We start from the raw sequence: 19061 nt of genomic DNA on the forward strand, positions 1-19061 counted from the left end.
CACCAGCGCCGGGTTCGCGGATCAGTTCTCGCATCAGGCCGTCTCCGCAAAGAGTTCGCGCCCAATCAGCATGCGCCGGATTTCCGATGTCCCGGCACCGATTTCGTAGAGCTTTGCATCGCGGAGCAACCGGCCCGCGGCATAGTCGTTGGTGTATCCGTTTCCTCCGAGCGCCTGGATCGTCTCTAGCGCCATGAAAGTCGCGCGCTCGGCTGCATAGAGGATGCAGCCGGCCGCATCCTTGCGTGTTGTTTCGCCGCGGTCACAGGCGGCTGCGACGGCATAGACATAGGCTCGTGCCGTGTTCATCGCCACATACATGTCGGCAAGTTTTCCCTGCATCAGCTGGAACTCGCCGATCGGCTGACCGAACTGTTTCCGCTCGTGAAGATAGGGCACGACGATGTCCATGCACGCGGTCATTATTCCAAGCGGGCCGGCGGAGAGAACCACACGCTCATAGTCGAGGCCCGACATCAGGACGCGAGCGCCGCCGCCGAGGCCGCCGAGAATATTCTCTTGCGGTATTTCGCAATCGAGGAAGATTAATTCGCAGGTATTGGAGCCGCGCATCCCCAGCTTGTCGAGCTTCGGCCCTGTTGTAAAACCGTTGAAGCCACGTTCCACTAGGAAAGCCGTGATTCCACGAGGCCCAGCCTCGATATCTGTCTTCGCATACACAACCAGCACATCGGCGTCTGGTCCGTTGGTGATCCACATCTTGCTGCCATTCAGGACGTAGGCGTTGTCGCGCTTTTCGGCGCGAAGCTTCATCGAAATGACGTCGGATCCAGCATTTGGCTCCGACATGGCAAGTGCGCCGACGTGCTCGCCCGAAATGAGCTTCGGGAGATAGCGCGATTTCTGCGCCGGCGTTCCATTGCGGCTGATCTGATTGACGCAAAGATTGGAATGCGCGCCATAGCTGAGACCGACGGATGCGGAAGCGCGGCTGATTTCTTCCATGGCGACGCAATGCGCAAGGTAACCCAGCCCGGCACCGCCGTAGGTCTCATCTGCGGTAATGCCGAGCAACCCCATTTCGCCCATCGCACGCCAGAGCCGCATGGGAAAGCTATTGCTGCGGTCTGTCTCGTCGGCAAGCGGTGCAATGCGCTCGAGAGCAAAGCGGCGGACGCTGTCCCGTAGTGCTTCGATCTCTTCCGCCAAGCCAAATTTCAGGCCACCAGAATACATGCCCTTTCCTCCCAGGTCCGGTGCATTAGCAGCAGCGAGTCTGCCTACCGCTCTTCAAGGTCCTTACAAACGCCTGGCCATAGCGGTCCACACCTTGCCGGCCGCGCCTCCCTAGCCAGCCGAGCGCCATAAATCTCGCTGAAGATACTCGATATGGCAAGCGATTCCAGCGTGTTTAGTAGCCGTAGCCTTGACGGTAGCCGGAACAGGCAATCCGTAACCACGCCCCGGCTTTCGCGGGCGGTCGGTTTCGCCGGGCGAGACTTTATTCGTCAGCATCCGCTTTCCTACCGAGACAGCGGCGATGACTTTTCAGCGCGGCCATTTGGCCGTGCGCCGCTCCGGTCCTCGCACTGCGACAATGGAATTGCTAACCGAGAAAGCTCGGCTAGCGCGATGAGAGGTTGGATTTATCGTTCGTACGATATGGTAGGGTTGCCGCAGGAGGGTTGGCTACCGCGAGTCCCCTGTTCGGCGATGTTATCGCTTGATCGCGCGACCGTTGCGGCTTTCAGAGATCGCTCGCGCCTGGTGGCTTCGAACAAGCTCCCCCTGCACTTCGGCCTGAAAGGTCAGCACTTGCTGGCGCACTTCAGACTCTGAGAGGCCTAGCGATGTCAGTTGGTCTGCCAGCTTGCGGCACTCGGCTTTCCAGAACCGGACGGCTTCCTCGCCGTGGCAGCTGTCAAGGGCGGCGGCGCACCTTGCGATATCACCGGCACGTGACGCGACCGGGAAAACGACGATCTCGCTTGTGGTCATTGCCTTCAGGGTTTTCTTTGACTGTACTGACATCGACTCGTTCCGTTGCGACTGATGTAATTGGTAGCCGAGCATGGTTAACGCTTTGCTCTGCGGCGGGGATAAAACTGCCGACCTCTCGCCACCTGGGATATCGCCTCTTCGCGCGCTGATTGGGGCTTGCGACACCAACCTTTGACGGTTGCGCCTATCAGGCTTTGGTGGGGCTTTCGAGCGGGCAGAAATACGGTTACGGTCCAGCAATCTGCTTTGTGGGCGCGGCGGGGGCTGAAATCGATGCGAAGGATGATTGCGAGACCTGCTGCGGCAGCTATCGTCCTCTTCGCACGTGCCATAACGGCCGTCCGCGCCATTTGGCCCAACGAGGGCGCTCCCCAAGGCAAGTGCATCTACTTCGCAAACCATTCCAGCCATGGCGATTTCATCCTGGTGTGGGCCGTACTGCCGCCGCGACTTAGGAGTCAGGCACGTCCCGTTGCCGGTGCTGAGTATTGGCTGAAATCGGCGATCAATCGCTTCATCGGACGTGACGTCTTCGACGCGGTTCTGATCGAGCGTGATCCTGATAAGCGTACGCAGGACCCGGTCGAAGCCATGGCGGCTGCAATCGATGGAGGCTCCTCTTTGATCCTCTTCCCGGAAGGCACCCGCAACCAGACGGAGATGGCGCTCCTCCCGTTCAAGAGCGGGCTCTTTCACCTTGCGTCGGCGCGGCCGGACGTGCTGCTTGTTCCGGTCTGGATCAACAATCTCAACCGCGTCATGCCCAAGGGCGAGATCATTCCGATCCCTCTCATTTGCACCGTCACTTTCGGCAGCCCCATGAAAATCGACGCTGACGAAAGCAAGGAGGCGTTTCTGGCCAGGACGCGGTCCGCACTTCTCGATCTATCCCGCAAACAAATAGGCGGTCACGAATGAGCGCAGCAGCTTCCGATCTGTGGAGACTGGTCCTGGGCACCTTGACCGTCCTCATCGTCGCGTCAGCCATCGGTTACGTTTTGCAGCGGCGACTTTCGCAGGATGGGTCGAATGCGGCCATCGAAAATCTCAATGCGCGCATCAAGGCCTGGTGGGTGATGGCGATCCTGATCGGGCTTGCCTTTCTCGTTGGCCGTATCGGTGTGCTGGTCCTCTTCGGCTTTTGCTCGTTTGCCGCCCTGCGGGAATTCATCACACTGACCAACACCAAACGTGCAGATCACTGGGCGCTCGCTGCCGCCTTTTTCGTGGTGCTTCCGATCCAGTATTTCCTTCTCTGGGCTGAGGAGTACGGCATTTTCTCGATCTTCATCCCGGTCTACGCATTCTTGCTGATGCCAATCATTTCCGTGTTGCGTGGTGATACCGAACGCTTCCTTGTCCGGATCGCCGAGGTCCAGTGGGCGTTGATGATTTGCGTCTTCTGTGCGTCGCACGTCCCTGCGCTTCTGACGCTCCACATCGCGGGATATGAAGAGCGCAATGTGCTCCTGATCGCATTTCTGGTGATCATTGTTCAGCTTAGCGACGTGCTTCAGTACGTCTGGGGAAAGCTGTTCGGACGAACCAAGATCGCACCCAATCTGTCGCCGTCGAAGACGGTCGAAGGCTTTGTCGGCGGCGTGGCGAGTGCGACGCTCATTGGTGCAGCACTATGGTGGATCACGCCGTTTACACCCTTTCAGGCCGGACTTCTTGCCTTGATCATCACCATGATGGGTTTCTTCGGAGGGCTTGTGATGTCGGCGATCAAACGGGATCGCGGCGTCAAGGACTGGGGTCATCTGATCGAAGGTCACGGCGGCCTGATCGATCGGCTCGATTCCGTGGTCTTTTCTGCTCCGATCTTCTTTCATATCGTCCGCTACTGGTGGTCAAGCACATGACGGCGGGACTTCGCCGCCTTGCTCAGAGCAGCATCACACATGTCGCGTTCGCGTTTTTCGCGATGGGCGGCTGGGCACTTTTCGCCAATAGCAGCCATGCGCTGCCGCAAGCTCTGCAGGCTGGGCTCGTGCAGGGAATGCTTTCGGCAGGCCTCACTCTCTTTCTGAAGACGACGATTGAATTTCTGTCGCGCCGGTTTTTGGGCCTCGCGGCGCTTTGGGTACCGCCACTGATCGCCTGCCTGGGATCGACGGGAACGCTGGTGGCAATCCACGCCCTGAGCGGTACACCGGAGATTCTGAGGACAGTAGCACTGCCGCTTGCCGTCTCCACCAGCTACGCAGCGATCTACAACTACTCCCTGTATCGAAAGAGGACGCACGAATGACGGAGAAGGGGGACCGGCGGCCATTGGCGAGCCGCGATAGGCACTGGGCAAAATGGATCGCGCGATGGCTGGCGACGATGTCGGTCACCCCCAATGAGATTTCCCAGTTGAGCATGGTCTTTGCGGCGTTGGCAGGCGGGGCATTCCTTGTTGCAGGGCAGGGAACGGGTTGGATGCGCATTAGCTTCCTCGTGTTGGCTGCAGCCCTGTGCCAGCTGCGGCTGCTGTGCAATCTCTTCGACGGCATGGTCGCCGTGGAGGGTGGGAAAGGCGCTGCCGATGGACCATTCTGGAATGAATTCCCGGATAGGGTTGCCGATATCCTGATCTTCGTAGGCGTCGGCTTCGGAGTCGGATCCGCCGGGCTCGGCTGGGCTGTGGCTTGCGGTGCCGTGCTAACGGCCTACATCCGTGAACTTGGGCGCGCGGCGGGTACGCCAAGCGACTTCTCCGGCCCGATGGCGAAGCAACACCGGATGGCAACGATCACGGCAGCCGCCATTCTCTCGGTCCCTGAGCCGCTCTGGAGCGGACACAATCAAATTCTGACGGCGGCCCTCTGGCTCATTGCGATTGGGACAGGGTTCACCGCGGTCCGGCGTGGCCGAAATGTTGTTCACCGGCTTAAGGGCGGCGAGCCCCGACAATAAGATCGCTATCGAGGCAGGCGTACCAAAATGCCCGAAAGTGCGCTTTGCAGAAGGCATGCGCAGCAATAGAACAACCTTGCCGCTTCTTCTTTTCCCCGAAGCGGCCTGGACTAGCCTCGCTTCGGCGAGGCATTTTTCATCTCCCGACATTTATAAGATTTTTATATCCGCGGCCCTGCGTCGATCTCGTACGCTTATGCTCTTCGGCCGTATATTGATGGCTGAGAGATCATCACGATCATCTCCACGCCAGAAAGCATGAAAGGTGCCATTCCAAGGAATGGAGCCCTTTGTCTTGTCTGACTCCAAAGAAGAACAACAGGAGTCAAGATCGATGATGGACATAGTTCTACTCGCCACAGCAATCGTATTTTTCGCCTTGTGCTTTGCCTACACCAAAGCCTGTGACCGACTCTGAACGGAGAAGCGCCATGACCCTCGACTATATTCTCAGCGGTGCCGTCACCGTGTTTCTCACGGTTTACCTCACCTACGCTCTCATTCGCCCCGAACGCTTCTAGGCATCGCCATTCCCCTGGGCTCAGCCAACAAGGGGAACGCGCCAGGCAGAACCAACCGGGTATTGAAAGTTACCTCATATGACCCTCAACGGATGGCTTCAGATCCTGCTTTACTGCGGGATTCTCATCGTGCTCGTCAAACCGCTTGGCGGTTACATGACCCGCGTCTTCAGTGGCGAGCGAACATTCCTCTCACCGGTCCTCGTTCCAATCGAACGCGGGCTTTATGCCGTTGCCGGCACCAGCGAGCGTGAGGAACAGCATTGGACAACCTATGCTTTCTCCATGCTGATGTTCAATCTGCTGGGCGTGCTCGTTCTGTACGCGCTCATGCGCCTGCAGGGCATGCTTCCCTATAACCCGGCAGGCATGGCAGCGGTCGGGCCCGAGCTTTCCTTCAACACCGCAGTCAGCTTTGTCAGCAATACCAACTGGCAGAACTACGGCGGCGAAAGCACCATGTCCTATCTGACGCAGATGGTCGGCTTCACCGTGCAGAACTTCGTATCTGCGGCGACCGGCATGGCGATTGCCATGGGCCTCATCCGCGCCTTTTCTCGCGCTTCCGGCAAGGCCATCGGCAATTTCTGGGTAGATATGATTCGCGGCACACTCTATGTGCTGCTGCCGATATGCATCGTGCTGACGCTGGTGTACGTCTACCTCGGTGTGCCGCAGACGCTCGGTCCCTATATCGATGCGACGACGCTGGAAGGCGCCAAACAGACGATCGCCGTCGGCCCCGTTGCCTCGCAGCTTGCGATCAAGATGCTCGGCACCAACGGCGGCGGATTCTTCAACGCCAACTCCGCGCATCCTTTCGAGAATCCGGACGCGATCTCGAACCTCATCCAGATGCTCTCGATCTTTGCGATCGGCGCTGCCTTCACCAACGTCTTCGGACGCATGGTTGGAAACCAGCGTCAGGGCTGGGCGATCCTCGCCACTATGGGCATCCTGTTCATCGTCGGCGTCGGCATCACCTATTGGGCCGAGGCTGCGGGCAATCCGCTGATGCATGCCTTTGGCCTGCAGGGCGGTAACATGGAAGGCAAGGAGGTCCGTTTCGGCGTGGTCCTGTCGTCGCTGTTCGCTGTGGTCACCACGGCAGCCTCCTGCGGCGCTGTCAATGCCATGCACGGCAGCTTCACGGCACTCGGTGGCTTGATCCCGTTGATCAACATGCAGCTCGGCGAAGTCATCGTCGGCGGCGTCGGGGCGGGCTTCTACGGCATCCTGCTCTTCATCATCATCGCGATCTTCGTCGCGGGGCTGATGGTCGGTCGTACGCCGGAATACCTCGGCAAGAAGATCGAGGCCAAGGAGATGAAAATGGCCATCCTCGCCATTCTCTGCCTGCCGGCCGCCATGTTGATCTTCACGGCTATCGCAAGCGTGCTTCCCTCTGCCGTCGCCTCGATCGGCACGGCCGGCCCGCATGGCTTCTCGGAGATACTGTACGCCTATACGTCGGCTGCGGCGAACAATGGCTCGGCCTTCGGCGGCCTGACCGGCAATACCCCCTGGTACAACATCACGCTGGGCATCGGCATGCTTGCCGGCCGGTTCCTGGTGATCATTCCCGCACTGGCGATCGCCGGCTCCCTGGTGGCCAAGAAAACCGTTCCCGCTTCGGCCGGGACGTTTCCGACAGATGGCCTTCTCTTCGTCGGCCTTCTAACCGGGACGATCCTGATCGTCGGCGGATTGACGTTCTTCCCAGCACTGGCGCTTGGCCCAGTCATCGAGCACCTGGTCATGATCGCAGGTCAAACCTTCTGAGGTGAAGCATGATTCTTCGTCACAGACTTCGCAAGACTTTCAACCCACGTCCCGGTTCGCCGGGACGTGACAGCCAGCGGATGGCGCGCGCCTCCGACATCATCCTGGTGATGATGGCCGGCCTGCTCGTGATCGTCGCTGCCGTTCGGATCCTACATGGCTGATCGCACAGCGTTCGCCTTACTCTTTTCAAGCTGGAGTCTCTTATGAGCCAGGCAAAATCCGCGAGCATCATGGATTCTCGCATCCTCATTCCGGCCGTGGGCGCCGCCTTTGTTAAGCTCAACCCACGTACACTCGCCAAGAATCCGGTCATGTTCGTCGTGGCCACCGTCTCAGTGCTCACCACCGTTCTCTTCCTGCGCGACCTCGCCGCCGGCGGCGGAAATCTCGGCTTCTCCTTCCAGATCAACCTCTGGCTTTGGTTCACCGTGCTTTTCGCCAACTTCGCGGAAGCGGTCGCTGAAGGACGCGGCAAGGCGCAGGCCGATTCGCTGCGCAAGGCCCGTACCGAAACGCAAGCGAAGCTGTTGACCGCCAACAACGGCACCGGCTACCGCATGGTGCCGGGCACCAGCCTGAAGGTAGGCGATCTTGTACTTGTCGAGGCCGGCGATATCATCCCGTCCGACGGTGAAGTCGTCGAAGGCGTTGCCTCGGTCAACGAAGCGGCCATCACCGGCGAATCCGCTCCGGTCATCCGCGAATCCGGCGGCGACCGCTCGGCCGTGACCGGTGGCACGCAGGTGCTTTCGGACTGGATCCGAGTACGCATCACGGCAGCCGCCGGCTCGACCTTCATCGACCGCATGATTGCGCTGGTCGAGGGCGCAGAACGGCAGAAGACGCCCAACGAGATTGCCTTGAACATCCTTCTTGCAGGGATGACGCTGATCTTCGTTCTCGCCACCGCGACCATCCCGAGCTTTGCGATCTATGCCGGTGGATCGATCCCGATCATCGTTCTCGTGGCCCTGTTCGTCACGCTGATCCCAACGACGATCGGCGCGCTCCTTTCGGCAATCGGCATTGCCGGCATGGACCGGCTGGTGCGTTTCAACGTACTCGCCATGTCCGGTCGGGCCGTCGAGGCCGCCGGTGACGTCGACACCTTGCTGCTCGACAAGACGGGCACCATCACGCTTGGTAACCGCCAGGCGACAAGCTTCCGCCCGGTCCGCGGTATCTCGGAGCAGGACCTCGCTGACGCAGCGCAGCTGGCCTCGCTCGCCGACGAGACGCCGGAAGGCCGCTCGATCGTCGTTCTCGCCAAGGAAAAATATGCAATCCGCGGTCGCGACATGGCGAGCCTTAAGGCGACGTTCGTACCATTCACGGCACAGACGCGCATGAGCGGCGTCGATGTCGAAGGCTCTTCGATCCGCAAGGGCGCCGTCGACGCGGTACTCGCCTATGTCGGCGCTGCTTCCGCACCGGTGTCGGGCAATGCCGCCATCGCTATTCGGACCAACACCGACGTGGTCAGAGAGTTGCAGGCGATCGCCGACGAAGTCTCCAAGGCGGGTGGCACGCCGCTGGCCGTCGCTCGTGACGGCCGTCTGCTGGGCGTCATCCAGCTCAAGGATATCGTCAAGGGCGGTATCCGCGAGCGGTTCGCCGAACTGCGCCGTATGGGCATCCGCACGGTTATGATCACCGGTGACAACCCGCTCACTGCGGCAGCTATTGCTGCTGAGGCCGGTGTCGACGATTTTCTTGCGCAGGCAACGCCGGAAATGAAGCTAGCGCTGATGCGTGAGGAGCAGGCCAAGGGCAAGCTCGTCGCCATGTGCGGTGACGGCACCAACGACGCCCCTGCCCTCGCCCAGGCCGACGTGGGTGTCGCCATGAACACCGGCACGGTTGCAGCCCGCGAGGCCGGCAACATGGTCGACCTCGATAGCGACCCGACGAAGCTCATCGAGATCGTCGAGATCGGCAAGCAGCTCCTCATGACCCGTGGCGCGTTGACGACCTTCTCGATCGCCAACGACATTGCCAAATACTTCGCCATCATCCCGGCGATGTTCTTGACCTTTTATCCGCAGCTCTCCGCGCTGAACGTCATGGGCCTGTCGACACCGCAAAGCGCGATCCTGTCCGCCATCATCTTCAACGCGTTGATCATTATCGCGCTGATCCCCCTCTCCCTCAAGGGTGTGCGCTACCGTCCGATCGGCGCCGGCGCACTTCTGTCCCGCAACCTGTTGGTCTACGGCCTCGGCGGCATCATCGTTCCCTTCGTCGGCATCAAGGCGATTGACATGTTGATCACCGCTATCGGCCTCGCCTAAGGAGTAATGACAATGTTGAAACAACTTCGTCCGGCAATCGTCATGATCGTTGCCACAACGGCTATAACCGGGCTTGTCTACCCGCTCGCCATGACGGGGGCCGCTCAGGCGCTCTTCCCGGCGAAAGCAAACGGGAGCCTGATCGAGAAGGACGGCAAGGTCATCGGCTCGACACTGATCGGTCAGGCCTTTACCAGCGACAAGTACTTCCACGGCCGGCCTTCGGCTGCGGGCGACGGCTACAACGCCGCCAGTTCAAGCGGCTCGAATCTCGGTCCGACAAGCAAGAAACTGATCGACCGTGTGAAGAGCGACTACGAGGCTGCCAAGGCAACGAATCCGAATGCGGAGGTTCCTATCGATCTCGTAACGGCTTCCGGTAGCGGGCTCGATCCGGACATTTCGCCGGAGGCCGCATACTTCCAGGTGGCGCGCGTGGCCAAGGCTCGCGGCATGGATGAGGCCAAATTGAAGGCGTTGGTCGACAGCGCGGTTCAGCGCCGCGAACTCGGCATTCTTGGCGAACCGACCGTCAATGTTCTGGCATTGAACCAGTCCCTTGATGCTTCTATGTCTGAATAAGGTCGAAAGCCCCGGACGCCCCTATGCGCCCGGGGCTTGCTCGTAAGGAACAATTACCGCATGCCCGAAGACAACCGCGACCAGGTCGGCAGACCCTCGCCCGATGCGCTGCTTGAAAAGGCGCGTCAGGAAACGCGCGGACGTCTGAAGATCTTCCTGGGCGCCGCGCCTGGTGTCGGCAAAACCTACGAAATGCTAGCCTCCGGCCACGCCAAGATGTCGGACGGCGTCGATGTCGTGATCGGCATTGTCGAAACCCACGGGCGCAAGGAAACGCAGGCTCTGGTCGACGGTTTCGAGGTCATTCCTCGGGCAAAAATCGACTACAAAGGCCGCGTGCTCGAGGAGATGGACATCGATGCAATCCTTGCGCGATGGCCAAGCCTGGTTCTTGTCGACGAACTGGCCCATACCAATGCCGAAGGCAGCCGCCACCCGAAGCGCTATCTCGATGTCAAGGAATTGCTTGACCGCGGCATTGATGTCTATTCGACGTTGAACATTCAGCACGTCGAAAGCCTGAACGACGTCGTCTCGCAGATCACCCGCATCCGCGTTCGCGAGACGGTGCCAGACTCGATCATCGACCTGGCAGACGATGTCGAGATCATCGATTTGACGCCGGATGATCTCATCAAGCGGCTGCATGATGGTAAGGTCTATGTTCCGAGGACCGCGGAACGGGCGCTCACCAACTACTTCACGCCGGGCAATCTGACTGCGCTGCGCGAACTCGCGCTACGTAGGACGGCGCAGCGCGTCGACGATCAGCTACTGACCCACATGCAGGCACACGCCATTGCCGGTCCCTGGGCCGCAAGCGAGCGGGTACTGGTATCGATCGACCACCATCCCCGTTCGACCTCGCTGGTTCGCTATGCCTCGCGCATGGCCTCGCGCCTGCGCGGACCCTGGGCGGCCGTTTACGTCGAGACCAACCGTTCGATCAATCTTACAGAGGCGGAACGCGATACGATTGCTGCAACGCTGCGACTTGCGGAGCAGCTTGGAGGCGAGGCCATCACTATTCCTGGTCGCGACGTCTCCGAGGAACTGATACGCCACGCCTCGGCGAACAATGTGACCCACATTGTCATAGGTGCTCCAAGCAAACCAACGTGGCGCGATTGGCTGCATCGTTCGATAGCGGATGATCTGATCAGGCGATCAGGCAATATCAGCGTACACGTGATCTCGGGCAACGAGAAGGAAGGCACATCGTCGCGCGGCGTAAAATCTGCGCAATCAGCGCCCCCGTTCGACTTGAGGGCTTATTTGCTGGCCACTGCCTACGTTGCGATTGCGCTCATTGCCGGTATCGTGCTGGATCAGGTTCTGGACGTCCGCAACCTTGCGCTGGTCTTCCTGATGGCCGTTCTGACCTCTGCCGTGATCCACGGATTGCGGCCGGCACTTTACAGCTGCGTCATCAGTGCCCTCGCCTTCAACTTCTTCTTCCTGCCGCCGCGTTATACGCTGACGATCAGCGACCCGGAAAGCGTCCTCGCCCTGTTCTTTTTCCTCGGCGTGGCGATCATCGCCAGCAACCTGACGGCCACGGTGCAGCGCCAGGCTGTTTCAGCGCGGCAGCGGGCCAGGACGACGGAAGACCTCTACTTGTTCTCAAAAAAACTGGCCGGCACCGGCACTCTTGACGATGTTCTCTGGGCCAGCGCTTTCCAGTTGGCGTCCATGCTGAAGGTGCGTGTGGTGTTGCTGCTACCCGAGGGCGGCACGATTGCTGTCAAGGCGGGCTATCCACCGGACGATACGCTGGATGAGGCGGATATTGCCGCTGCCCGATGGGCTTGGGAGCATAACCATGCCGCGGGCCGCGGTGCCGACACCCTGCCCGGCGCCAGGCGCCTATACGTTCCGTTGCGCACTGGACGTGCGGCCGTCGGCGTCATCGGTCTCGATAACGATCGGCGCGATGGACCCTTGCTCACGCCGGAACAGCAGCGCCTTCTGGATGCGTTGGCCGATCAGGCGGCTCTTGCGATCGAGCGCGTTCAGCTTGTCGCCGACGTCGACCGTGCAAAGCTCGCTGTCGAAGCTGATCGGCTGCGCTCCGCCCTGCTGACGTCGATCTCGCATGACCTGAAGACCCCACTGGCCGCGATCCTCGGTGCGGCCGGCACGTTGCGTGATTACCTGGACTCGATGTCGACAGAGGATCGTCTCGACCTGCTGTCGACCGTAGTGGATGAATCGGAACGCCTCAATCGCTTTATCGCCAACCTGCTCGATATGACCAAGATCGAGTCCGGGGCCATGGAGCCAAACTATGCGCTTCACTATCCGGGCGATATTGCCGGAAGCGCTTTGCGTCGTGCTGCCAAGATCCTCGAGCACCACGAGACCATCATGACGATCCCGTCGGATCTTCCGATGGTGCGCGTCGATCCCGTATTGTTCGAGCAGGTTCTTTTCAATCTCTTGGACAACGCCGCCAAATATGCTCCGGAGGACTCGACCATCCGAATCAACGGACGCGCCGACAGTTTCAACGTCGTCATCCAAGTGTCTGACGAAGGGCTCGGAATTCCGCCGGGTGACCTTGACCGCGTGTTTGACACCTTTTACCGCGTGCGCAAGGGCGACCAGGTGCGTGCGGGAACCGGCCTCGGCCTTTCCATCTGCCGGGGCTTTGTCGAAGCCATGGGAGGGACGATCACTGCGGGAAATCGCACCGACCGTTCGGGGGCTGTCTTCACCGTTCGCCTTCCCATACCAGACGATATCCCGAAATTGGATGAGCTCAGATGACCGGTTCAGCCGTCAAAATTCTCGTCGTCGATGACGAACCGCCTATTCGCAAACTGCTTCGCGTCGGCCTGACCGCACAAGGTTACGAAGTGCAGGAAGCGCCCAATGGCGCGACGGCCTTGCAGTCGGCAAAGGACGACCCGCCGGACCTTATCATCCTCGACCTGGGCTTGCCCGACAAATCGGGCCACGAGTTGCTCAAGGAATGGAGGGACGCTGGTCTCACGCTTCCAATCGTCATTCTGTCCAGCCGGACCGATGAAGCCGGTATCGTGAAGGCGCTGGAATCCGGCGCGGATGACTACCTGACCAAGCCGTTCGGTATGAACGAACTTGGCGCTCGCCTCCGTGTCGCACTTCGCCACAAGCTGCAGCAGCAGGGCGAAAGGGCGATCTTTCAGGCCGGAGGGCTGTCGCTCGACCTCGTCAAGCGAATCGTCAAGGTCGAGGGCAAGGAGATCAAGCTCTCGCCCAAGGAATACGATATTCTCAGAGTGCTTGCCCAACATGCGGGAAAAGTGCTGACTCACCAGTTTCTGTTGAAGCAGATCTGGGGGCCGGCCGCCGATGTCCAGTACCTGCGCGTGTATGTTCGTCAACTGCGCCAGAAGATCGAGGAGACGCCCGACCAGCCGCAATACATCACCACGGAAACCGGCGTCGGATACCGGTTGAAAGAGGCTGATCCCGCGCCGGTCTAGACACCGCAGGCTAGCGATAGGCCCGTTCGGAAAGCGCACTCATGCCCGACCGAACCATGAGTTCATGCATGATGCGACGACGCATCGGGTTTTCGAGACGTATGACCGTGGAGCCCAGAAATTCGGTTTCAACGTGATCGAAGGCCTTGAGATCAGCCGACGCGGCAATTTCGCGGGAGTAGAATTCGTGGAAGGGCCGACGGCAGACATAGGTCTTGTACTTTGTCATGCAGAAGACAGAGAACGAATCCGTGTACTCGCGCAGGAAATCAGTGACACCGACGGTGACCTCCGGCCACGCCGGATTGAACGTGTCGTCGAAGGCGATGATCCCATGCTCTGCGAGCGAGCGCGCCGCGAGCCGGCTGTCCGAGGCCACGTGGTGCAGCATGTGGCCACCGTCGATGCTGAAGAAGCGAATCGTCCCGGCTAGGTCCGTTATCTGCGAAGGCTTAAGGAGCGTACTGTCACTTTCGATAACGCGGTCTTCATCGACCGCGAGGCCCAGACGGCGGCCGCTCTCGATAAATCGGGCATATTGGGTGATGCCATGCTCAGCCCCGACGATGCTGAAAGGATCAATGGCGACGATCTTTTCTCCCTCTCCACAGATCTTACGGAAGAGAAAGTAAGAACGACCGTAGTAGACACCGATCTCGGCGATGCCGCCGGTTAGTCGGGCGGACATCTGGCACTTCAACAACGAGAGAAAAACAAGCGCATCCGGGGGGTCAATGTATCCGTCGATCGCCTGCAGATCATGGAATATGAATTTTCTGAGATCCGAGTTCATTGGACGATACTTTCCAATTTATCGTTGAATCGCCTATCGGACAGATCACCTGTCTATACGCAGCATCATGATCTATGTCGTCATGGCAACGGAGCGATGATAATCGAACCATTACACGGTTTGAGAAGAAATTGAGACAGATTAAATACGTCGTTTTTTGGTTTGATTCTCTTTGCGGCGCTTTTATTCGTTCCCGGAGGGTAACAGAAGGCGCCATAACTTCGATAAAACCAATTTGCTAATGTCATCGGCGACAAAATGATGGCGGAGTGGCGTTGCGATCGTTTCCTTCTTTTTATCGCCATCGACCTGATTTAGTTCTCTCCTCATCCGAAGCGATATTAGAAGGTGGTGCATGGCAGGTGAAACGGTTCTGGTCGTAGGCGGCGCTGGGTATATCGGCTCGCATACGTGTCTCGATCTTGCGAACAAGGGCTTCAAGCCGGTCGTTTTCGACAATTTTTCCAACGGTCATCGCGAGTTCGTCAAGTGGGGACCGGCTGAAGAAGGGGACATCAGGGATCGCGCCCGAATCGACGAGGTTCTGGCAAAACACAAACCCGCGGCCATTCTGCACTTTGCCGCGCTGATCGAAGTCGGCGAATCGGTCAAGGACCCTGTGGCGTTTTACGAGAACAATGTCATCGGGACGCTGACGCTTTTGGCTGCCGCTCAGAATGCCGGGATCGACGCTTTCGTGTTCTCGTCCACCTGCGCGACCTATGGCTTGCCGCAGAGCGTGCCGCTCGATGAAACCCACGGCCAAGTGCCGATCAATCCCTACGGGCGGACAAAGCACATCGTCGAGCAGGCGCTATCCGACTATGATCGATACAAGGGCTTTCGATCTGTCGTGCTGCGCTATTTCAACGCTGCGGGCGCCGATTTCGAAGGCCGGATCGGCGAATGGCATCAACCCGAAACGCATGCGATCCCGCTCGCGATCGACGCGGCTCTGGGCCGCAGGCAGGGGTTCAAGGTATTCGGCAGCGACTACGAAACGCGCGACGGTACCTGCGTGCGCGACTACATCCACGTTCTCGACCTCGCCGATGCGCATGTGCGGGCTGTCGAATACCTGCTGAGGGGCGGCGAGTCGGTCGCTCTCAATCTGGGGACAGGCACGGGCACGACCGTCAAGGAGTTACTCTCGACGATCGAGCAGGTGTCGGAGCGTCCGTTCCCGGTGGAATATGTCGAACGCCGCGAAGGCGACTCGCATACGCTTGTTGCCAACAATGACAAGGCGCGAGAAATTCTCGGCTGGGCGCCGCAGTACGATCTATCCCAGATCATACGTTCGGCGTGGAACTGGCACGCAAAATTCAACCAGCACTGAGCACAACCAATGACCGACCGGCCCAATATTCTCCTCGTCACTGCAGATCAATGGCGAGGTGATTGCCTGTCGGCGGTCGGGCACCCTTGCGTGAAAACGCCCAACTTCGACGCGCTGGCCTCGGATGGCGTGCTGTTTGCACGCCATTATGCCGGTGCGGCTCCGTGTTCGCCGGCAAGGGCGACCCTCTACACCGGTCTCTACCAGATGAACCACCGCGTCTGCCGCAACGGCACGCCGCTGGACGCCCGCTTTGACAATCTGGCGCTGGCGGCAAGGCGCGCTGGCTATGAGCCAACGCTGTTCGGCTACACCGACACCGCGCCGGACCCACGCGGCATCAGCGCGAACGATCCACATCTGACGACTTACGAGGGCTTGTTGCCCGGCTTCACTTCGCGGCAGCTGCTTCCCGAACACGAGAAGCAATGGTTGTCCTGGCTGCGCTCCCGTGGACATGTCGATGCAAAAAGCCGGAGCATTCATGTTCCCGCCGGCGCTCGGCCGGGTGAAATATCCAGTGCGCCGACAGTCTATTCCAAGGACGAGACGCAAACGGCCTTTCTCGCCGGAGAATTCATTCGGTGGCTGGGCGAACAGGATGCCCCGTGGTTTGCGCATGTTTCATTTCTGCGCCCGCACCCGCCATTTTCCGCGCCTGCCCCCTATGGCGAAATGTTTCGACCCGACGAGGGGCCTCGTTTTGCACGGGCCGAAAGCCGAGAATACGAAGCGGTGGCGCACCCGTATTTGTCGTATGCCATGCCAAGAATGGACAAGGGAAGCTTTGTCTATGGCGCCTCCGGTCCCGTGGGCGATTGGACGGCGAGCGACATCGACGCGATCCGGGCAATATACTTTGGAATGATCGTGGAAGTGGACGCCCAACTGGGGCGAATCTGGAACGCATTGAAAGAGTCCGGAGCCTGGAACAATACCCTGGTTATCTTCACATCCGACCATGCTGAAATGGCGGGCGACCACTGGACACTTGGCAAGGGCGGCTTTTTCGACGGCAGCTACCACGTTCCGCTGGTCATTCGTGATCCTCGGTCCTCGATCCGAGGCGTCGTTCGTGAGTTCACTTCGGCGGCAGACATCTTTCCGACACTCAACGATCGATTGGCCGTTGAGCCGACGAATGGTCTGGATGGCCAATCGCTCATGCCGTTCATCGAACAGGGAAGCGCGCCGAGCTGGCGCGACGCGGCTTTCTGGGAGTTCGACTTCCGCGATATTGCCGGTCAGGATGCGGAAAATCACTTCGGGCTGCGCTCAAGCGAATGCAACCTCGCTGTCATTCGCGATGCCCGCTACAAATACGTTCATTTTGCCGCGCTGCCGTGCCTGCTTTTCGATCTCGAAAACGATCCGATGGAGCTGACCAACCTTGCATCGGACCCCGCCTATCTGTCTATCCGACTTGCCTATGCCGAGAAGCTGCTTTCATTGCGAGCGCGCCATCTTGACCAGACGCTTGCCTACACCGAATTAACGGAAAGAGGGCCGGTCTCGCGCCGGCCCTGACATCAATCAGCTGAAGCGGCCGAGATAGTCCATTTTGCCAACAGGAACGCCCCGGCTGCGCAGAATTGCGTGTGCCGTCGCAACGTGGAAATAGAAATTCGGGAGCGCGAAGCTCGCAAGGTACTCGTCTCCACGGAACGTGACTTTGTTCCCACCGGGTGAAATGACCACCTCGCTGGTCTCGGTGCCTTCAAGAGCATCAGGTGCAATCGTTGCGAGGTAGGCTTCAGTCTTGCCGATCCGATCACGCAGTTCGGCAATTGTGGTCTCGTTGTCTTCAAATTTTGGCGCAGCCGTGCCGGTCAGGCGGGCGATAGCGAGTTTGGCGCTGTCGGTGGCCCGCTGGTATTGGCCGGACAGTGGCAGCATATCGGGAGACAGCCTCGCGCCAACCAGGTCGCCGGTGTCGATGCCCTTCTCCGCTGCAAAGCTTTCGGCCTTGTCGAGATAGCTCTTTAGCGTGTCGAGGCCGCGCTGGAAAATCGGGATTGTCAGTCGATACATCGAAATAGACATCAGTTACTCCATCAAAGGCAGCCGAACTGCACCGCTGCCAGGCTGGTTATATAGTCTGCCGCATCCTGGTTTTTAGCGGGACATGCTCGTCCATTGAACGTTGCTGGATGTGTGTCTCTTTGCAGTCACAGACCAGGCTGATGCCTTCATTGAAGTCCATCGGAGGGACATTTGGGTCCTGTTTTTCGACGCCGCCAACCTTCTGTCCACTTCGGAAAAAATTCTCAGAAAAGGGGTAGCGAAATCCGTCAGCTTTTCTATTCTGCGCACGTCATATCGCCCGCCCGGGCATACAGGAACGCAGATGCAATTCGTATTCGACGGCCACAACGACGTTCTTCTCCGACTTTGGACGCATGAACGAGATGGTGGCGATCCAATCGCGGAATTTTCAAACGGTACTGAATTGGGCCACATCGATGCCCCCCGGGCGAGAGCTGGCGGATTGGCTGGCGGTCTCTGCGCCGTTTACATTCCCTCCGGTGATCTTGTATTTGCCGATCCTGACAAGGGCGGGCACTATATTACGCCCCTCGCCGCTCCGCTCGAACATCTGCCGTCGCTCAATATTGCCACCGAGATGGCCGCGATCGCGCTCCGGCTGGATCGTGCCGGCGCCTGGCGCCTGTGCCGCACAGTCAAGGATATCCGGAAGTCGATGGCGGACGGCATTTTTGCGGCCGTCATGCACATGGAGGGTTGCGAGGCCATTGGTGCCGACCTGGCTGCACTCGAAGTCTTCTATGCTGCCGGTCTGCGGTCATTGGGACCGGTATGGAGCCGGCACAATATCTTTGGTTACGGCGTGCCCTTTGCTTTCCCGATGACCCCGGACACGGCGCCGGGTCTGACCGATGCGGGCTTTGCACTAGTCCGGGAATGCAACCGCCTCGGCATCCTGGTCGATCTGGCTCACATCACCGAACGCGGTTTCTGGGACGTGGCGAAGACCACGGAGCAGCCGTTGGTCGCTAGCCATTCGAACGCGCATGTGCTGACGCCGGTCGCACGCAACCTGACGGACAAGCAGCTCGACGCAATCAAGGAAAGCCGTGGCCTGGTCGGCGTCAACTATGCGACCGCAATGCTGCGCAGCGATGGTCGCTCCGAAGGCGATACGCCGCTCAGCGACATGGTTCGCCATATCGACTATCTCGTAGAGCGCATGGGTATCGACTGCGTAGCTCTCGGATCGGATTTCGACGGCGCAACCATCCCCGACGAAATCGGTGATGCTGCTGGCAACCAGAAGCTGATTGCCGCGCTTAAACGTGCTGGATATGGTGCGGACGATCTTGAAAAATTGGCCAGCGGGAACTGGTTGCGGATTCTGGCTTTGGCGTGGAGGGAAGAGTGCGCCGGAGCTTGATA

18 protein-coding genes are annotated in these 19061 nt (G+C 59.4%); 14 read left to right on the plus strand and 4 right to left on the minus strand.

From position 1 onward, the window contains the following. Positions 1-33: 33 nt before the first annotated feature. Both ASC90_RS14915 and ASC90_RS14920 read right to left on the minus strand, forming a co-directional pair. A complete protein-coding gene (locus ASC90_RS14915) occupies positions 34-1197 on the minus strand; it encodes an isovaleryl-CoA dehydrogenase (RefSeq protein WP_056541840.1) in 1164 nt (387 codons plus the stop codon). A gap of 480 nt (positions 1198-1677) precedes the next feature. Further along, a complete protein-coding gene (locus ASC90_RS14920) occupies positions 1678-1992 on the minus strand; it encodes a DUF6074 family protein (protein ID WP_056541843.1) in 315 nt (104 codons plus the stop codon). Positions 1993-2235: 243 nt separating this feature from the next. Here ASC90_RS14920 and ASC90_RS14925 point away from each other — a divergent pair, with 243 nt between their 5' ends. From ASC90_RS14925 to ASC90_RS14970, 11 genes are all read left to right on the plus strand, one after another. Further along, complete coding sequence (locus tag ASC90_RS14925; protein WP_056541848.1) at positions 2236-2880, plus strand: lysophospholipid acyltransferase family protein; 645 nt, start codon at positions 2236-2238, stop codon at positions 2878-2880. Then, on the plus strand, positions 2877-3827 hold the full coding sequence (locus ASC90_RS14930; RefSeq protein WP_056541849.1) for a phosphatidate cytidylyltransferase: 951 nt from the start codon (positions 2877-2879) through the stop codon (positions 3825-3827). The genes ASC90_RS14925 and ASC90_RS14930 overlap by 4 nt, the downstream gene beginning before the upstream one ends. Continuing rightward, positions 3824-4216 (plus strand): hypothetical protein, encoded by a 393-nt coding sequence (locus ASC90_RS14935; protein ID WP_056541852.1) that lies wholly within the window; start codon positions 3824-3826, stop codon positions 4214-4216. The genes ASC90_RS14930 and ASC90_RS14935 overlap by 4 nt, the downstream gene beginning before the upstream one ends. Continuing rightward, a complete protein-coding gene (locus ASC90_RS14940) occupies positions 4213-4866 on the plus strand; it encodes a CDP-alcohol phosphatidyltransferase family protein (RefSeq protein ID WP_056541855.1) in 654 nt (217 codons plus the stop codon). Before ASC90_RS14935 ends, ASC90_RS14940 begins: the two co-directional genes overlap by 4 nt. Before the next feature lie 431 nt (positions 4867-5297). Further along, positions 5298-5387 carry a K(+)-transporting ATPase subunit F gene (locus ASC90_RS14945; RefSeq protein WP_016556800.1) on the plus strand — a complete coding sequence of 30 codons (90 nt, stop codon included), beginning with the start codon at positions 5298-5300 and terminating at the stop codon, positions 5385-5387. A 78-nt stretch (positions 5388-5465) separates the two neighbouring features. Beyond that, positions 5466-7169 (plus strand): potassium-transporting ATPase subunit KdpA, encoded by a 1704-nt coding sequence (kdpA, locus tag ASC90_RS14950; RefSeq protein ID WP_056541858.1) that lies wholly within the window; start codon positions 5466-5468, stop codon positions 7167-7169. A gap of 8 nt (positions 7170-7177) precedes the next feature. Further along, a complete protein-coding gene (locus ASC90_RS29395) occupies positions 7178-7333 on the plus strand; it encodes a hypothetical protein (protein ID WP_200950904.1) in 156 nt (51 codons plus the stop codon). 42 nt (positions 7334-7375) lie between these two features. Further along, positions 7376-9463 (plus strand): potassium-transporting ATPase subunit KdpB, encoded by a 2088-nt coding sequence (gene kdpB, locus ASC90_RS14955; RefSeq protein ID WP_056541860.1) that lies wholly within the window; start codon positions 7376-7378, stop codon positions 9461-9463. A gap of 12 nt (positions 9464-9475) precedes the next feature. Then, positions 9476-10045 carry a potassium-transporting ATPase subunit KdpC gene (gene kdpC / locus ASC90_RS14960; protein ID WP_056541862.1) on the plus strand — a complete coding sequence of 190 codons (570 nt, stop codon included), beginning with the start codon at positions 9476-9478 and terminating at the stop codon, positions 10043-10045. 60 nt (positions 10046-10105) lie between these two features. After that, positions 10106-12814 carry a sensor histidine kinase KdpD gene (locus ASC90_RS14965; RefSeq protein ID WP_056541865.1) on the plus strand — a complete coding sequence of 903 codons (2709 nt, stop codon included), beginning with the start codon at positions 10106-10108 and terminating at the stop codon, positions 12812-12814. Further along, positions 12811-13515, plus strand: coding sequence for a response regulator transcription factor (locus ASC90_RS14970; protein WP_056541868.1), 705 nt, complete (start codon positions 12811-12813; stop codon positions 13513-13515). Before ASC90_RS14965 ends, ASC90_RS14970 begins: the two co-directional genes overlap by 4 nt. 10 nt (positions 13516-13525) lie before the next feature. Here ASC90_RS14970 and ASC90_RS14975 read toward each other — a convergent pair whose 3' ends face one another. After that, the gene (locus ASC90_RS14975) at positions 13526-14308 is read right to left on the minus strand and encodes a class I SAM-dependent methyltransferase (RefSeq protein ID WP_056541871.1); all 783 of its coding nucleotides are present in this window, start codon (positions 14306-14308) and stop codon (positions 13526-13528) included. 355 nt (positions 14309-14663) lie between these two features. On the opposite strand from ASC90_RS14975, the gene galE reads away from it, so the two are divergent. Then, the gene (galE, locus tag ASC90_RS14980; protein ID WP_056541873.1) at positions 14664-15647 is read left to right on the plus strand and encodes a UDP-glucose 4-epimerase GalE; all 984 of its coding nucleotides are present in this window, start codon (positions 14664-14666) and stop codon (positions 15645-15647) included. Positions 15648-15656: 9 nt separating this feature from the next. Beyond that, positions 15657-17174, plus strand: a complete 1518-nt coding sequence (locus tag ASC90_RS14985; protein ID WP_056541876.1) for an alkaline phosphatase family protein — start codon at positions 15657-15659, stop codon at positions 17172-17174. 6 nt (positions 17175-17180) lie between these two features. Here ASC90_RS14985 and ASC90_RS14990 read toward each other — a convergent pair whose 3' ends face one another. Further along, positions 17181-17690 carry a DUF1993 domain-containing protein gene (locus ASC90_RS14990; protein WP_056541879.1) on the minus strand — a complete coding sequence of 170 codons (510 nt, stop codon included), beginning with the start codon at positions 17688-17690 and terminating at the stop codon, positions 17181-17183. Between the two features lie 304 nt (positions 17691-17994). Here ASC90_RS14990 and ASC90_RS14995 point away from each other — a divergent pair, with 304 nt between their 5' ends. Beyond that, positions 17995-19059, plus strand: a complete 1065-nt coding sequence (locus ASC90_RS14995) for a dipeptidase (RefSeq protein ID WP_056541881.1) — start codon at positions 17995-17997, stop codon at positions 19057-19059. Positions 19060-19061: the final 2 nt, after the last annotated feature.

Origin of the sequence: Rhizobium sp. Root1220 (assembly GCF_001426265.1) — a bacterium.
Lineage (GTDB): Bacteria > Pseudomonadota > Alphaproteobacteria > Rhizobiales > Rhizobiaceae > Rhizobium.

Excerpts from the sequence above, each read along its gene's own strand:
- ASC90_RS14915 (WP_056541840.1), bottom strand. The coding sequence starts at position 1,197 with ATGTATTCTGGTGGCCTGAAATTTGGCTTGGCGGAAGAGATCGAAGCA.
- ASC90_RS14920 (WP_056541843.1), bottom strand. The coding sequence starts at position 1,992 with ATGTCAGTACAGTCAAAGAAAACCCTGAAGGCAATGACCACAAGCGAG.
- ASC90_RS14925 (WP_056541848.1), top strand. The coding sequence starts at position 2,236 with ATGCGAAGGATGATTGCGAGACCTGCTGCGGCAGCTATCGTCCTCTTC.
- ASC90_RS14930 (WP_056541849.1), top strand. The coding sequence starts at position 2,877 with ATGAGCGCAGCAGCTTCCGATCTGTGGAGACTGGTCCTGGGCACCTTG.
- ASC90_RS14935 (WP_056541852.1), top strand. The coding sequence starts at position 3,824 with ATGACGGCGGGACTTCGCCGCCTTGCTCAGAGCAGCATCACACATGTC.
- ASC90_RS14940 (WP_056541855.1), top strand. The coding sequence starts at position 4,213 with ATGACGGAGAAGGGGGACCGGCGGCCATTGGCGAGCCGCGATAGGCAC.
- ASC90_RS14945 (WP_016556800.1), top strand. The coding sequence starts at position 5,298 with ATGACCCTCGACTATATTCTCAGCGGTGCCGTCACCGTGTTTCTCACG.
- kdpA (WP_056541858.1), top strand. The coding sequence starts at position 5,466 with ATGACCCTCAACGGATGGCTTCAGATCCTGCTTTACTGCGGGATTCTC.
- ASC90_RS29395 (WP_200950904.1), top strand. The coding sequence starts at position 7,178 with ATGATTCTTCGTCACAGACTTCGCAAGACTTTCAACCCACGTCCCGGT.
- kdpB (WP_056541860.1), top strand. The coding sequence starts at position 7,376 with ATGAGCCAGGCAAAATCCGCGAGCATCATGGATTCTCGCATCCTCATT.
- kdpC (WP_056541862.1), top strand. The coding sequence starts at position 9,476 with ATGTTGAAACAACTTCGTCCGGCAATCGTCATGATCGTTGCCACAACG.
- ASC90_RS14965 (WP_056541865.1), top strand. The coding sequence starts at position 10,106 with ATGCCCGAAGACAACCGCGACCAGGTCGGCAGACCCTCGCCCGATGCG.
- ASC90_RS14970 (WP_056541868.1), top strand. The coding sequence starts at position 12,811 with ATGACCGGTTCAGCCGTCAAAATTCTCGTCGTCGATGACGAACCGCCT.
- ASC90_RS14975 (WP_056541871.1), bottom strand. The coding sequence starts at position 14,308 with ATGAACTCGGATCTCAGAAAATTCATATTCCATGATCTGCAGGCGATC.
- galE (WP_056541873.1), top strand. The coding sequence starts at position 14,664 with ATGGCAGGTGAAACGGTTCTGGTCGTAGGCGGCGCTGGGTATATCGGC.
- ASC90_RS14985 (WP_056541876.1), top strand. The coding sequence starts at position 15,657 with ATGACCGACCGGCCCAATATTCTCCTCGTCACTGCAGATCAATGGCGA.
- ASC90_RS14990 (WP_056541879.1), bottom strand. The coding sequence starts at position 17,690 with ATGTCTATTTCGATGTATCGACTGACAATCCCGATTTTCCAGCGCGGC.
- ASC90_RS14995 (WP_056541881.1), top strand. The coding sequence starts at position 17,995 with ATGCAATTCGTATTCGACGGCCACAACGACGTTCTTCTCCGACTTTGG.